General features: G+C 60.0%; 14 protein-coding genes and 1 pseudogene. 8 read left to right on the top strand and 7 right to left on the bottom strand.

Features of this window, described 5'->3' with window-relative positions:
• Position 1: 1 nt before the first annotated feature.
• From RBB80_RS23795 to RBB80_RS23780, 4 genes and pseudogenes are all read right to left on the bottom strand, one after another.
• Positions 2-571 carry a cytochrome c-type biogenesis protein CcmH gene (locus RBB80_RS23795; protein WP_433964803.1) on the bottom strand — a complete coding sequence of 190 codons (570 nt, stop codon included), beginning with the start codon at positions 569-571 and terminating at the stop codon, positions 2-4.
• Positions 564-2,617 (bottom strand): annotated as a pseudogene (locus RBB80_RS23790) (heme lyase CcmF/NrfE family subunit). Before RBB80_RS23790 ends, RBB80_RS23795 begins: the two are co-directional and overlap by 8 nt.
• Positions 2,618-2,701: 84 nt before the next feature.
• A complete protein-coding gene (locus tag RBB80_RS23785) occupies positions 2,702-2,938 on the bottom strand; it encodes a response regulator (RefSeq protein ID WP_433969843.1) in 237 nt (78 codons plus the stop codon).
• Positions 2,935-3,129, bottom strand: coding sequence for a hypothetical protein (locus RBB80_RS23780; RefSeq protein ID WP_433964802.1), 195 nt, complete (start codon positions 3,127-3,129; stop codon positions 2,935-2,937). Before RBB80_RS23780 ends, RBB80_RS23785 begins: the two co-directional genes overlap by 4 nt.
• Before the next feature lie 313 nt (positions 3,130-3,442).
• On the opposite strand from RBB80_RS23780, the gene RBB80_RS23775 reads away from it, so the two are divergent.
• The 4 genes from RBB80_RS23775 (at position 3,443) to RBB80_RS23760 (ending at position 7,675) form a co-directional block, all read left to right on the top strand.
• Entirely contained in the window at positions 3,443-4,945 is a 1,503-nt protein-coding gene (locus RBB80_RS23775; RefSeq protein WP_433964801.1) for a sodium:solute symporter family transporter, read from the top strand.
• 2 nt (positions 4,946-4,947) lie between these two features.
• A complete protein-coding gene (locus RBB80_RS23770) occupies positions 4,948-5,331 on the top strand; it encodes a hypothetical protein (RefSeq protein WP_433964800.1) in 384 nt (127 codons plus the stop codon).
• A gap of 738 nt (positions 5,332-6,069) precedes the next feature.
• The gene (locus RBB80_RS23765; protein WP_433964799.1) at positions 6,070-6,324 is read left to right on the top strand and encodes a hypothetical protein; all 255 of its coding nucleotides are present in this window, start codon (positions 6,070-6,072) and stop codon (positions 6,322-6,324) included.
• A 127-nt stretch (positions 6,325-6,451) separates the two neighbouring features.
• On the top strand, positions 6,452-7,675 hold the full coding sequence (locus tag RBB80_RS23760; RefSeq protein ID WP_433964798.1) for an MFS transporter: 1,224 nt from the start codon (positions 6,452-6,454) through the stop codon (positions 7,673-7,675).
• Positions 7,676-7,706: 31 nt separating this feature from the next.
• On the opposite strand, the gene RBB80_RS23755 is transcribed toward RBB80_RS23760, so the two are convergent.
• Positions 7,707-7,943, bottom strand: coding sequence for a hypothetical protein (locus tag RBB80_RS23755; RefSeq protein WP_433964797.1), 237 nt, complete (start codon positions 7,941-7,943; stop codon positions 7,707-7,709).
• A gap of 74 nt (positions 7,944-8,017) precedes the next feature.
• Between RBB80_RS23755 and RBB80_RS23750 the strand changes: the two genes are divergently transcribed.
• Both RBB80_RS23750 and RBB80_RS23745 read left to right on the top strand, forming a co-directional pair.
• Positions 8,018-10,231 (top strand): protein kinase domain-containing protein, encoded by a 2,214-nt coding sequence (locus RBB80_RS23750; protein ID WP_433964796.1) that lies wholly within the window; start codon positions 8,018-8,020, stop codon positions 10,229-10,231.
• Between the two features lie 56 nt (positions 10,232-10,287).
• A complete protein-coding gene (locus tag RBB80_RS23745; RefSeq protein ID WP_433964795.1) occupies positions 10,288-10,716 on the top strand; it encodes an isoprenylcysteine carboxylmethyltransferase family protein in 429 nt (142 codons plus the stop codon).
• Between the two features lie 332 nt (positions 10,717-11,048).
• Here RBB80_RS23745 and RBB80_RS23740 read toward each other — a convergent pair whose 3' ends face one another.
• Both RBB80_RS23740 and RBB80_RS23735 read right to left on the bottom strand, forming a co-directional pair.
• On the bottom strand, positions 11,049-11,360 hold the full coding sequence (locus RBB80_RS23740) for a hypothetical protein (protein WP_433964794.1): 312 nt from the start codon (positions 11,358-11,360) through the stop codon (positions 11,049-11,051).
• Positions 11,361-11,513: 153 nt separating this feature from the next.
• Positions 11,514-12,431, bottom strand: a complete 918-nt coding sequence (locus RBB80_RS23735; RefSeq protein WP_433964793.1) for a hypothetical protein — start codon at positions 12,429-12,431, stop codon at positions 11,514-11,516.
• Between the two features lie 226 nt (positions 12,432-12,657).
• On the opposite strand from RBB80_RS23735, the gene RBB80_RS23730 reads away from it, so the two are divergent.
• Complete coding sequence (locus RBB80_RS23730; RefSeq protein WP_433964792.1) at positions 12,658-13,242, top strand: hypothetical protein; 585 nt, start codon at positions 12,658-12,660, stop codon at positions 13,240-13,242.
• On the top strand, positions 13,239-14,096 hold the full coding sequence (gene eno, locus RBB80_RS23725) for a phosphopyruvate hydratase (protein ID WP_433964791.1): 858 nt from the start codon (positions 13,239-13,241) through the stop codon (positions 14,094-14,096). Before RBB80_RS23730 ends, eno begins: the two co-directional genes overlap by 4 nt.
• The last annotated feature ends 24 nt before the right edge of the window (positions 14,097-14,120 follow it).

Below are 14,120 nucleotides of genomic sequence, written 5' to 3'. Positions count from 1 at the left end.
GTCAGTACTCCGTCTCCCGCCGAATCCGCTCCCTCATCGCATCGCCGCTCACCACAGGCCCAGCCGCACTCACAGCACGCCGCTGCGCCGACCGCGCCGACCACATGCGCACCAGAAAACCCGTCCCAATCGTCGCCAGCAAAAACACCGTCATCGGCGCAATCCATGCGACGTTATCAAACCCGCCGCGAATCGGAGCAGCAAGCACCGTCGCCCCATACTTCGCCTCAAACCAATTGAAGATGGAAGTATCCGTCCCCCCACCATCGATCCCCGAATGCAGCTCGCTAATCATCACTGGAGAAACCGGGCACCCGACATGATTGCACTCCAGCAGGATCTGTCCGCATCCACAGGTGCAGATCATCTCGTGCCCCATCTTCTGGAACCGCGAATCAGGCGTAGCCCCCAGCATCACCACGGCCAGCAAACAAACCATCCCCGCGCCAGCGAACCGTCGAAAGCGACCAACGGGAGCCCCACCCAAAGGGGTAAACAAGCCACGAAGTGGCCGCACTCCGCGCAGGAGGCCCGTCCGGCAGGACAGCCTCGCGAAAAAACCCTCAAACATGATGAACCTCAGCCTCAATCACCGGCGTCTCTGCCGCAACCCGCGCCGTCGTCCGAGCAAGGTTCGGCACCAGCGCCAGGAACGTCCCCCCACCACAATCAGAACCCCAATCCAGATCCAATTCATCAGCGGATTCAAAAACACCTTGATGATCGGCCGATCCGTATCAGGATTCTTGCCCTCATAGATCACATACAGATCGCTAGCCAGCGTAGAGTGCAGCGCCACCATCGTCGACGACGTCTGACTCGCAATGTAGAACCGCTTCTCCGGGGCAAGTTGCGTAATCTTCTTACTCCCACGGAACACATCCATCAACGCATACTCCGTGTCGTAGTTCTTATTGCTGTCCTGCGTATAGCTCTTGCACACCAGACGATACGGTCCCAGCTTCAACGTATCGCCAAAGCCCATCTCCTGCTCATGCGACTGGTTGAACGCCCCGCCGGCAATTCCAATAAACATCACCACAATGCCGAAGTGAACAATGTACCCGCCATACCGCCGAGTATTCCTTCGCACCAGCAGCACAGTCGAAGCCAGCAGATTCTTCCCCGTCTGCGTAGCAACCACATTCGCCCCGCGCAGAAACTCCGCCGCAATCGCCGTAATCACACCAGCCGCCAGCGTAAACGTCACCAGCGAAAACAGCGTAGCCTGCCAGTCATCGCCAGCCTCCCATGGCCTCACCCCCACAGCCAGCAGCACGACAAACGCAACACCCATCGCAAGCGAAGGCAGAATAAAATTCCGCCGAATCGATCGCAGCGAAGTCGAACGCCACGCCAGCAGCGGTCCAATCCCTGTCAGGAACAGAAGAAACAATCCAATCGGCAGATTCACGCGGTTATAAAACGGAGCGCCCATCGTAACCTTCGTGCCCTGCACATACTCGCTCAGCACAGGAAACAGCGTCCCCCAAAGCACCGTAAAACAAGCCGCCAGCAAAATCAGGTTATTGAACAGAAAGCTGGACTCGCGACTCACCAGCGACTCCAGCCTGTTCTCCGACTTCAAATGATCCCGCTGCTTGAAGAACGTAAACAGGCACACCCCAAACACAATCAAGATGAACCCGTAAAACCAATCCCCAATCGAGCTCTGCGCAAACGCATGCACCGAGCTCACAATCCCCGACCGCGTCAGCAGCGTCCCCAGAATCGTCAGCATGAACGTCGAGAAGATGAGCCACACATTCCAGCTCTTCATCATCCCGCGCTTCTCCTGCATCATCACCGAGTGCAGAAACGCCGTCCCCGTCAGCCACGGCATCAGGCTCGCATTCTCCACCGGATCCCAGCCCCAATACCCGCCCCACCCCAGCACGCTATAAGCCCAGTGCGCCCCCAGAAAAATCCCGCACGTCAAAAACAGCCACGTCACCATCGTCCAGCGCCGCGTAATATGAATCCACTTCTCCCCCGGATACCGCATCATCAGCGCACCCAGCGCAAACGCAAACGGCACCGAGAACCCCACATACCCCAGGTACAGCATCGGAGGATGAATCACCATCTCCGGATACTGCAGCAGCGGATTCAACCCAAACCCATCGGTCGCCACCGGCCCCGGCTGTATCGCAAACGGAGGAGCCGCAAAGTTCAGCAGCAACAAAAAGAAGACCTGAATCCCAGCCAGAATCGTCGAAGCAAACGCCGACAGCCGCACATCCACCTTGTGCCGCATCCGCAGAACAAATCCATACGCACTCAGCAGCCACGCCCACAGCAGCAGCGAGCCCTCCTGCCCCGACCACAGCGCAGAAAACTTATACGCCGTATTCAAATCTCTATTGGTATGGTGCAGAATGTACGACACCGAATAGTCGTTGGTAAACGAAGCCCACACCAGCGCAAACGCCGCACAACTCAAAGCCACAAAACTGGAAATCCCCGCCCGCCGCGCCGTCTCACCCAGCCTCCCCGCGCCGCCATCGACGCCGGCTGCCATCCCGCGAGTACGCCACAAAGCAATCCCACCCATCACCAGCGTATAGGCGCTCAACGCCAGAGCCAGCAACAGGGTAAAACTACCAAACTCCGGCATCGGATGTAGTCGCATGGATTCCTCTGCCACTATTCTCTCAAGCGCAGAGCGTATCAGCAATAAAACATCGTTTACCGGACAACTCTATTGCGGCAACAGGTCGGAGTCGCGCTTCCCATCCCGGACCAGGCCGTGAACCGTAGCCAGGAGATGATCCGGCAGCAGCGGCTTCATCCGAAAGGTTACGTTCAGACCCTCATACTCGTCCTCCGCCTCCTCCAGCCCGCTGATCACCAGCACAGGGACCGCAGGATTGGTCTTGCGCAGAGACCGCACAAAATCCGCCCCGTTCATCCCCGGCATCACGTGGTCGGTAATCACCAACTGTATCTCCGCAGGGAACTCGCCCCCTGAATCTGCTCGAGCGCCCGTGACGGATTCAGCGCCGCAATCACAAAGTATCCGGCCCGCTTCAAAATTGTCTGCCGAGTTGCGGCCTGTACAGCATTGTCGTCGATGAGAAGAAGGGTGGCCGGCATTCGAGAGATCGCTTGTCCCAGGGGAGAATTCACCAATAAATCCAATTCAGATACCTCTTCCAGAAAGGCTGCGTGGGCGTTGCTGCGAGAGTGATCAGACCAATTCCACAATCCGTGGGATGCAACTTCCCCGTCAAACGTTGGTACTTGATCTCCATCTTTAGGAAAAAGTAACGAACCGTGGGACATTTTGTCCCTGCGCTAAGCGTTAATCTCCCAAAACCATACTCCAACACCCTACAAAATTTGGAAGACAGCACCAAAACAATTTACAGTTGGCCCCAGTACCATATAACTTACCGAACCGAAAACTGCGCCGAACCTCAACCGCACATCAAGGGTAATCGTGAATCTCTCCATCATCGACTGGCTCATCATGCTGGTCTACTTCGTCTTCGTTCTGGGCATCGGCTTCGCCCTCAAGCGCTACATGCGCACCTCGAACGACTTCTTCCTCGCCGGGCGCTCCATCCCGGCCTGGGTCTGCGGCCTCGCCTTTATCTCCGCCAACCTCGGCGCCCAGGAGGTCATCGGCATGGGCGCCTCAGGCGCCAAGTACGGCATCATCACCAGTCACTTCTACTGGATAGGCGCTATCCCGGCCATGGTCTTCGTCGGCATCTTCATGATGCCCTTCTACTACGGATCAAAAGCCCGCTCCGTACCCGAATACCTCCGCCTGCGCTTTGACGAGAAGACCCGCGCCGTCAACGCCTTCTCCTTCGCCATCATGACCGTGCTCTCGTCCGGCATCTCCATGTACGCCATGGCGTTGCTCATCCAGACCCTCGGCCTCCTCCACGGCGTCATCCCCGACGCCTACATCTTTCACGTCTCAGTGTTCCTATCGGCAATTATTGTCCTCGGCTATATCTTCCTCGGCGGACTCACCAGCGCCATCTATAACGAAGTCCTCCAGTTCTTCCTCATCGTCGCCGGCTTCGCCCCTCTGGTCTGGATCGGTCTCCGCAACGTAGGCGGCTGGCAGGGAATCAAGCACACCCTCCCCGCCACCATGACCCACTCCTGGCGCGGCATGGCCCACGCCTCCACCAACACCCTCGGCGTCGAGTGGGTCGGTCTCGCCATGGGCCTCGGCTTCGTCCTCTCCTTCGGCTACTGGTGCACCGACTTCCTCGTCATCCAGCGCGCCATGGCAGCCGACTCCGAGGTCTCCGCCCGCCGCGTCCCCTTGATCGCCGCCATCCCCAAGATGTTCTTCCCCTTCCTGGTCATCCTCCCCGGCCTCATCGCCGTCACGGTCACCAGCCACATGGCCGGAGCAGGAAGCACCCCACTCAACACCGCCGTTGCTCTCGGCGCTACAACGCCCGCCGTCATTTCGACCACATCGCAGCACGATAAATCTGTCCTCTCGACCGAAGCGAAGCGAAGTGGAGAAACCCGCTCCTCGATCCCCCTCGACGAAGCCCACCCCCACGGCATCATCCCGGAAAAGACCGACCCCGTCAGCGGCCAACCCATCCTCGACAGCCACGGCAACCCCGTCTACAACTACGACCTGGCCATCCCGGTCATGCTCCTCCACTTCTTCCCCACAGGAATCCTCGGCCTCGGCCTAACCGCCCTCCTCGCCAGCTTCATGTCCGGCATGGCCGGCAACGTCACCGCCTTCAACACCGTCTGGACCTACGACATCTATCAGGCCTACATCAACAAAAAGGGAACCGACGCCCACTACCTCTGGATGGGCCGCATGGCCACCATCGGAGGCGTAGCCCTCTCCGTAGGCGCTGCCTACCTCGTCACCAACTTCAACAACATCATGGACGCGCTCCAGCTCGTCTTCTCCATCGTCAACGCCCCCTCTTCGCCACCTTCCTGCTAGGCATGTTCTGGAAGCGAACCACCGGCCATGGTGCCTTTACAGGATTGCTCGCCGGCACCGGCGCAGCCCTGGTCCACCACGGCCTCACCCTCCCCGCCGACGCGGCCCCCGGCATCCACGGCGGCTGGATCGCCATCCTCCACCACTACCCCAGCGACATGGCACAAAACTTCTGGACCGCCATCTTCGCCTTCACCATCAACCTGCTCGTCACCATCGCCGTCTCACTCGCCACCGAGCCCCGCCCCGAGCCCGAACTGGTAGGCCTCGTCTACTCCCTGACCCCCAAGCCCATCGACACCCACCTCAGCTGGTACCAGAAGCCCGCCATCCTGGGCGTCGTCGTCCTAGCCATGCTCATCGTCCTCAACCTCGTCTTCGCCTAGCTCCGCGTTGAACGAACCACGATCGTCTTCGCCAGCTCGCGAAGGATCCCATATCAACTGTCGTCTGAGCCATTGCTTTAGCGTCGCTTTTGCCTTTCCTGTTGTCATCCCCCCAGGGATCTGCCGTTGCACCTTCTTGCTGTCATCCTGAACGCAGTGAAGGATCCCGAAGAAGCCCACCAACAACAATCCTGCGGATCTTTCAACCAACAAGCTTCAGTCTTTGCCTTTCTTGTTGTCATCCCCGCAGGGGATCTGCGTTCACAGACCCTGAGCGAAGTCGAACGGGGAACGATGCCTGGAAGGAAACGTGTAAGATAGGCGCGCCCCGCAAGTCGCTCGCGGGACTTGATGCTTCAACCGCAGGAGTCCTCACCGTCAACCATTCGGGAGATGGGAGACGGTGACGCTCCTCGCGGTTCAGGATGCTGATCTATCTCTGGACCGCGTGCTGATACGAAGGCTTCTGAAAACGAAAGAAGCGACAGTCGCAACGATCACATCGGAACGGAAACAGGAAGATCAGGCTGAGGACTTTATCCAGTGGATGACGATGAGACCGTCTCACTTCACCTTGACTTACACATTCAGGACACTTCGGCATCATGTTTTTGCTCCGGGAGGCGCACAGAATAGTGCCACACCACGGGTTGTAACGGAGCACCACCTTTGTGGGATTTACCGATGCCCGCGCCCCTCCTCGGTGCATAATGAAATCATCAACAAAAAGGACACATCTTGGGACTAGACATCCGCATCCCCCTCGGCCTCATCTTCCTGCTCATCGGCGGCCTCATGAGCGTCTACGGCCTCATCACTCGCCACAGCCCCGACATCTACGAAAAATCCATGGGCATCAACCTCAACCTCACCTGGGGCCTGCTCATGTTCGTCTTCGGAGCCGTCATGTACTTCGTAGGCCGCCGCCAAAAATGGCAGGACGACCCGGTCGACCCACGCCCCTGGGAAAAACCCACCGCCCCCCGCCACTGATCTATGCATATCGGAATAGGACATGACCGAGGCTGACTTCGTCGCCGAGACAACTCTCAACCCACTATCCGGCCTCATAGAAAAAATCTATACCCGTATGCCTGCCCGGACACGCTACCCTTAATCCATGGGTCAGACCTCCACCATAGCCACCCCACTCTCCGCATCCTCCCCCTCCCGGACCCTGCTGCGCGTCCTCACTGCCGCCAGCTTCTGCCATCTCCTCAACGACATGGTGCAGTCCCTGCTCCCCTCCATCTACCCCATCCTCAAGAGCTCCTTCCATCTCAACTTCACCCAGATCGGCATCCTCACCCTCACCTTCCAGATCACCGCCTCGCTCCTTCAGCCCGTCATCGGCCATCTGGGAGACCGCACTCCCCGCCCCTTCGCTCTGCCCATCGGCATGACCTTCACCCTCGCCGGCCTGCTCCTCCTCGCCGTGGCACCCACCTTCGGATGGCTCATCTTTGCAGCCTCCTTTGTCGGCATCGGCTCCGCCATCTTCCATCCCGAGTCCTCCCGCATCGCGCGCATGGCATCCGGCGGACGTCACGGCTTCGCGCAGTCCTTCTTCCAGGTCGGCGGAAACGCCGGCTCCGCCATCGGCCCACTCCTCGCGGCCTTCATCGTCCTGCCTCGCGGACAGATCGGCATGGCCTGGTTCGCCATCCCCGCCCTCCTCGCCATCTGCATTCTCACCTGGGTTGGCCGCTGGTATCGCACCACCCACACCAACGCCGCCGTCAACAAGCGCCCCGAAGCCACTCACCACACCCATCTCTCCCGCGGCAAAGTCATCGGAGCCATCGCGGTCCTCATCGCACTCATCTTTTCGAAGTACTTCTACCTCGCCAGCCTCACCAGCTACTACACCTTCTACCTCATCAGCCGCTTCCAGGTCTCCGTCCGCACCTCGCAGGAGCTGCTCTTCCTCTTCCTCGCCGCCGTCGCCGCCGGAACCCTCATCGGCGGACCAGTAGGCGATCGCTACGGCCGCAAGTACGTCATCTGGGTCAGCATCCTCGGTGTCCTGCCCTTCACCCTCATCCTGCCCCACGCCAATCTATTGTGGACCGCCATCCTCAGCGTCATCATCGGCTTCGTCCTCGCCTCCGCCTTCTCCGCCATCCTCGTCTACGCGCAGGAGCTCGTCCCCGGCCGTGTCGGCATGATCTCCGGCCTCTTCTTCGGCTTCGCCTTCGGCATGGGAGGCATCGGCGCCGCCGTCCTGGGCAAAGTAGCCGACGCCACCAGCATCACCCACGTCTACCAGCTCTGCGCCTACCTGCCCGCCATCGGCCTCCTCACCTGGCTCCTCCCCAATCTGGAGCCAGCCAGAAAGCGCTAATAAAAGGCACCTCCCTCACAAATAACCTTCCCTAAACCATCCACACCCCACCCATTGCGATAATCAATCCATGAAGCGCCGCGAGATCAAGCAGTACGAGTTCGTCCGCAAGATCGGCACAGGCGGCAGCGGCGTCGTGTTCCTCGCCAACGACACCCTCCTCCAGCGCCCCGTCGTCCTCAAACTCCTCAAGCGCGGCAACCTCACGATCGAGCAGATGCGCGCCACCCAGCTCCGCGAAGCCCGCCTCGCCTCCGCCATCGACCACCCCAACGTCTGCGCCATCTACGACGTCGGCGAAGCCCCGCCGAAGGCGGAGACGGCGAAGAAGCCTACATCGTCATGCAGTACATCCCCGGCAAGTCCCTCGACAAGCTCATCGCCGAAGGCCCCGCCAGCCTCCAGCTCGTCCTCTCCGCCGGCATCCAGACCTCCGACGGCCTCTCCGCCGCCCACTCGCTCGGCATCTTCCACCGCGACCTCAAACCCGCCAACGTCATGCTCACCGACGGCGGACTCATCAAGATCCTCGACTTCGGCCTCGCCCGCCGCCTCCGCCCCGACCAGACCGAGTTCGACCCCGGCGGCCCCGTCAACAAGCGCACCCCACTCGCCGGAGCCACCTACACCGCACGCGGCGGCACCATCGCCTACATGGCGCCCGAGCAGTTCGTCACCGGCCAGTCCAGCGTCCAGTCCGACATCTTCGCCCTCGGCCTCATCCTCTACGAGCTCGCCACCGGCCGCCACCCCTTCCACCGCCCCGAAGCCGCCGAGTTTCAATCCATCCGCGCCATCCAGTTCGCCGACCCGCCCTCCATCCGCGACATCGCTCCCGACCTCCCCATCGAGCTCGAGTCCGTCATCCTCCGCTGCCTCGAAAAGCAACCCTCCGCCCGTTTCGGCTCCGCAGCCGAGGTCCGCGACGCACTCAAAACCATCATGCGCGCCATGCAGCTCGACTCCGTCCTCCTCCCCGGCGACAACATCCGCCCCTCCCACCAAGGCCGTCTCCCCCTCGACGCCCCCGAAGAAGAAAAACGCACCACCGGCATCCTCTCCATGCTCGCCGAGCGCTTCCGCGAGTCCGGCACCTCCTCCATCAGCAACCAGAACAGCATCGTCGTCCTCCCCTTCGTCAACTTCGGCCCCGCCGACGTCGCACCCCTCTACGGCTACGCCCTCGCCGACGCCATCGCCACCCGCCTCACCCGCATGTCCACCCTCGTCGTCCGCCCGTCGAGCTCCTTCATGAACATCCCCACCCAACAGCTCGACCCCCTCAGCATCGGCAAAAAACTCCTCGTCAACTACGTCCTCGCCGGAAACTTCCTCCGCTCCGACAAAGGCTTCGACCTCAACTGGCAGCTCCTCGACGTCCCCAACCAGAGCGTCCGCGCCGGCGGCTCCATCAACGTAGCCTCCTTCGATCTCGTCTCCGTTCAATCCGAGATCTGCAACGAAGTCTTCAGCACCCTTCAGGGCTTCGGCGACCTGGCCCCGCAAGAAACCAGTCGCGTAGCCTCACTCTCCGCACCCTCCCTCAATCAGGCCCTCTCCGAGCAGTATCTCCAGGCCCGCGCCGTCCTCTCCTCCTTCATGACCCGCACCGGCAGCAGCGAAGATCTCAACCGCGCCTGCGAGCTCTTCACCGACGTCGTCAAGCAGGATGAAAAATACGCCCCCGGCTGGTCCGGCCTCGGCATCACGCATCTCCAATACGCCCGCCACGGCCTCGGCGGCCAGATGCACGTCCTCGAAGCCCGCCGCGCCTTCGACAAAGCCCTCCAGCTCGACCCAGGCTCCGTAGAAGCCAACCTCTACCGCGTCTACATGCTCCTCTCCCGCGGAGAAAAAGAGTCTGCCCGCCACGGCATCGAAAACCTTCTCCAGACCGCAGGCAACGACTGGAACGTCCGCCTAGTCGCCGGTCAAACCCTACGCATCGACGGCATGTACGACGAGGCCCTCGAGCAGTTCAACGCCTCTCTCCGCATGAACCCCTCCAACGCGGCCATGATCTACAACCACCGCGCCCGCGTCTATCAATACCAAAATCAGATGGAGCTAGCCTCCGACGAGATCGAAAAGGGCCTTACCCTGGAACCCCGTCAACCACTCCTGCGAATCTCTCTCGGCTACCAGCAGATGCGCACCGGCGACCTTCCCAAGGCCATCGAAACCCTCGAGAACGTCATCCGCGACGAGTCCTCCCTCCGCATCGTCTTCCCCACCATCGCCCTCTGCTACGTTCAGCTCGGCGAGCGCGAAAAAGCCGCCACCTTCATCGTCGACGAGACTCTCTCCGCCGCCGAAGCCGACAGCGAGATGGCATATCGCCTCGCCACCTACTTCGCCCTAGAAGGCGACGAGTCCGAGGCTCTCCACTGGCTCCGCCGCGCAATCTACTTAGGCAACGAAAACTACCCATGGTTCAGCATCAACCCAGCCTGGCGCAAGCTCAAAGGCCACGCCGACTTCGAGCGAATCCTCGAAGACTTAAAAGAGTTACCGCCGCAACCAGAAAAACTGGAAGCGTCTCCTGGCCCAGGTTAGCAACTAGCAAGCGCGGGTCAAAGGCATCAAAAGGCGCCGAAGGCGCGTCAGCCTCGATGGCAGATCGCGCCGTGCGCGCAGCACGCCCTTGCTTCTGCATCTTTAGAGATATGAAACCCGCAGCGCTGGCCTTCGTCCTGTTCGTGTTCTTATTCCGACTCGTAACTCTAACGATATCGATACGCCACGAGCGAGCCCTCCGAAAAAGCGGCGCCATCGAATACGGCGCGCTCAACTCGAAGATTCTCACCGTCGCCTACACGGCTTATCTCATCGCCGCGGCAATCGAAGGAGCGATCCGCGAAGCGCCCTTCGATATAGTCTCCGGCATCGGACTCGTACTCTACGGCATCAGCTTCATCTCCATCGTCATGGTGATCCGCCTTCTCGGTCGGTTCTGGACCGTCAAACTCCTCATCGCCCGAGATCACCCCCTCGTGCTTCATCCGTTCTTTCGTCTCATCCGACACCCCAACTACTTTTAAACGCAATTCCGGAACTGGTAGGTGTCGCCCTTGTGCTTCACGCCTATCGCACGCTTGTGGTCGGTTTGCCCCCGGTTCTCATCCTGTTTGCCAATCGTATCCGTCAAGAGGAGCGCACCATGAGAGCGAACTTCGAGGCCTACTAGCTCGTTGTGAGCAGCACCTGTCCACACCAACAAAAAAAGGGCTCCGTCAGGAGCCCTCCTACAGCATGCCCAAACGCATCAGGCAGAGAAGACTCCTCTCCTGCGCTGCGCCTTCAGCCGCTCACCACAGCGACGCTCTGGAAGCAACTAGCCTGCCCGAAGTCGGTCTACGCAAAAGCAAACCCATCACCCTTTTGTCGGTACCGGGGCCGCCGCCTTTGCAATTGGAGCCGCAGTGGCTACCGAAGCGGCCTTCGGCACAGTAACACCCAGATAGCCATCGACCGTTGCTACCGAGATCCCGAGGTTTGAAGCAATTTGAGAGAGTGCCTGCCCCTGCTGCTTCAGCTGGTGAACCTGCGCAGCCTGCGATAGTTTCACCGTGTCGCCGATTGCCGCAACGGGTTTCTGAACGACCTCTGCTGGTGTCGATTCAGCGGGGGAGGGAGGAGCAACGGTCGATTGAGACGATAAGGAACCGGAGATGGAAACAGCCATGGAATGTCCTTTCTTACACAAAGGGTAAGATCGGCAGACCAATTGAAGAACATCTCCTTGTGTCGCAGAACGACACAGTACTCGCAGCATCCGTGAGCATCCGGACCCTGCACACGCTCCGCAACCGATCGATGCGAAACGTATTGCCGCGAACTACCGGGTTGCGCCCACTCCACCAACGGCAGCCGTATTCAAGCTGCTGACCGGCGAACCACTCAGCGGAGTCAGAACCATCGGCACCGTCAAGCTGAACACCAACTGCGCGTCCTTCGGCAGCGTAGCCTGACGATCCTGCTTCAGCCACATCACCGTGCTCACTCCAGCGCCAATTCCCGCACCCACCACAGCGCCAACGCCGCCGCCGATCAAAGCCCCCGTCACCGCACCCGCTCCGGTCACGCCGCCCACGATCGCCAGCGTCTCCTTCGGATGATCCTTCCGCTTCAACGTACCTTCGTTGTTCACATTGAACTCGCTCTTTCCCGTATCGATCAGCTGAGCATGAACAATGTAGTGCGTTCCATCCGGCAGCGTTACGTCATTGGTCTCCAGGTGCATCAACGCCGCACCCGTGATTCGCCGTCCGCCACGAACCTCCGTCACTCGCCCCTCAAGAATCGAACCAACGGGAATGATCACTCGCCCATTCCTCTCGATTGCCTCCGTCACCGTCGCAGAAAATCTGCTTCCCGCAACAGTCTTATCCGTAGCCAACGTCTCTTTGATCTGCACCTTCAGCAAAGTCCCTTCGCGCAACGTACCATCACGCTCCGGCACACTCGTCACGATCATTGCATCCGGATCGTCCGCCGGCGGTTCAGCCGTCGTCATGCTCGAACCGGCAACCGTCGCGCCCTTGTAGGGAACATACGGCCCATACTCCACCGCAGGTGACGATGGAACAACCGCTGGCACATCAGCGCTGGGCTTCGAGATTGGCGTCTGCGAAGTCGCCTCATCCGTGCTCGAGATCACAGCAGAGTCCGGATGAGAGACTCCCGTCATAGCACTCTGTGAAAACGCGGGAGCAGAAGCAAGAACGAGAGCGGCGGTAGTGATGTGCATCTTCATGGCGATACCTCGGTGAAAATTTCGGTGAAAACTCTTGGCCCAGTCAAGGCACAGAATCTTCCAGCACCCTTATCACTCCAAAGAATAAAACTCTCGCCGCTATTATGGAACAAATTCCTCAGCCCGGAATCGACCCTGCTAATAAGCCCTTCAACCCCTTCTGCAGCCTCATTGATTCATCGAACGTTGCCGCATCCCCTCCGTTTCCTTTGCTAAAATCCGACAGGTGAGACCATCCGACGCAAAGCTGGTGCAGTCCATCACCCTCGCCGGTGGCACCACCCTTCCCGTCGAACGTCGTCCAAAGCTAAACGAACGCTTGAACCATCGCATCGTCTCCCAACATTCCCCAGCATCTACCAACAGGAGCAACATGACCGAGATCGTCTCTATTCACGCACGCGAAATTCTGGACTCCCGCGGTAATCCCACCGTCGAGGCCGACGTCATCCTCGACAGCGGAGCCAAAGGCCGCGCCGCCGTTCCCAGCGGAGCCTCCACCGGCGAGCACGAAGCCGTAGAACTACGCGACGGAGACAAGGAAGTCTATCTCGGCAAAGGCGTCCTCCAGGCCGTCGAAAACGTCGAAACCATCCTCGGCCCCGAGCTAACCGGCATGGACGCCAGCAACCAGCGCCTCATCGACGCCACCATGATCAACATCGACGGCACCGAGAACAAATCCAAACTAGGCGCCAACGCCATCCTCGCCGTCTCCATGGCCGTAGCCCGCGCCTCCGCCGAAGCCCTCAAACTCCCCTCTACCGCTACCTCGGCGGAGTCAACGCCTGCCTCCTCCCCACGCCCATGATGAACATCCTCAACGGCGGCTCCCACGCCGACTCCAACGTCGACTTCCAGGAGTTCATGGTCATGCCCGTCGGCGCCGAAACCTTCTCCGACGCCCTCCGCTGGGGCACCGAAGTCTTCCACACCCTCAAAGGCGTCCTCAAAAAGAAGGGATACAACACCGCCGTAGGCGACGAAGGCGGATTCGCCCCCTCGCTCAAATCCAACGACGAAGCCCTCGATCTCATCCTCGAAGCCATCCAGCTCGCCGGCTACACCCCAGGCGAAGACATCTCCATCGCCCTCGACCCCGCATCCAGCGAGTTCTTTGATAAAGAGACAGCCAAGTACGTCTTCAAAAAATCCGACAAGCGCAGTCTCTCCTCCGAAGAGATGACCGCCTTCTGGGAGAACTGGGTCAACAAATATCCCATCATCTCCATCGAAGACGGCCTCGCCGAAGACGACTGGGCAGGCTGGGCGCACCTCACCAAAGTCCTCGGCGACAAGGTCCAGCTCGTAGGCGACGACCTCTTCGTCACCAACACCCAGCGCCTCCAGCAGGGGATCGAACAGAAGGTAGCGAACTCGATCCTCATCAAAGTCAACCAGATCGGCACCGTCTCCGAAACCCTCGAAGCCATCGAGCTAGCCCGCCGCTTCGGCTACACCAGCATCATCTCCCACCGCAGCGGCGAAACCGAAGACACCTTCATCGCCGACCTGGCCGTAGGCACAGGCGCAGGCCAGATCAAAACCGGCAGTGCCTCCCGCACCGACCGCATCGCCAAGTACAACCAACTCCTTCGCATCGAAGAAGAGCTAGGCCAATCCGCCGAATTTCTCGGCATCGAATCCGTAAACTTCGGCGAATAGATCTCGCTCAGAGTTTTTTCACTT

The sequence above is a fragment of the Tunturiibacter gelidiferens genome (assembly GCF_051013345.1).
Classification (GTDB): domain Bacteria; phylum Acidobacteriota; class Terriglobia; order Terriglobales; family Acidobacteriaceae; genus Edaphobacter; species Edaphobacter gelidiferens_A.
Note: the sequence above shows the minus strand (reverse complement) of the source record. Positions and strands in the feature narration are given on the sequence as shown.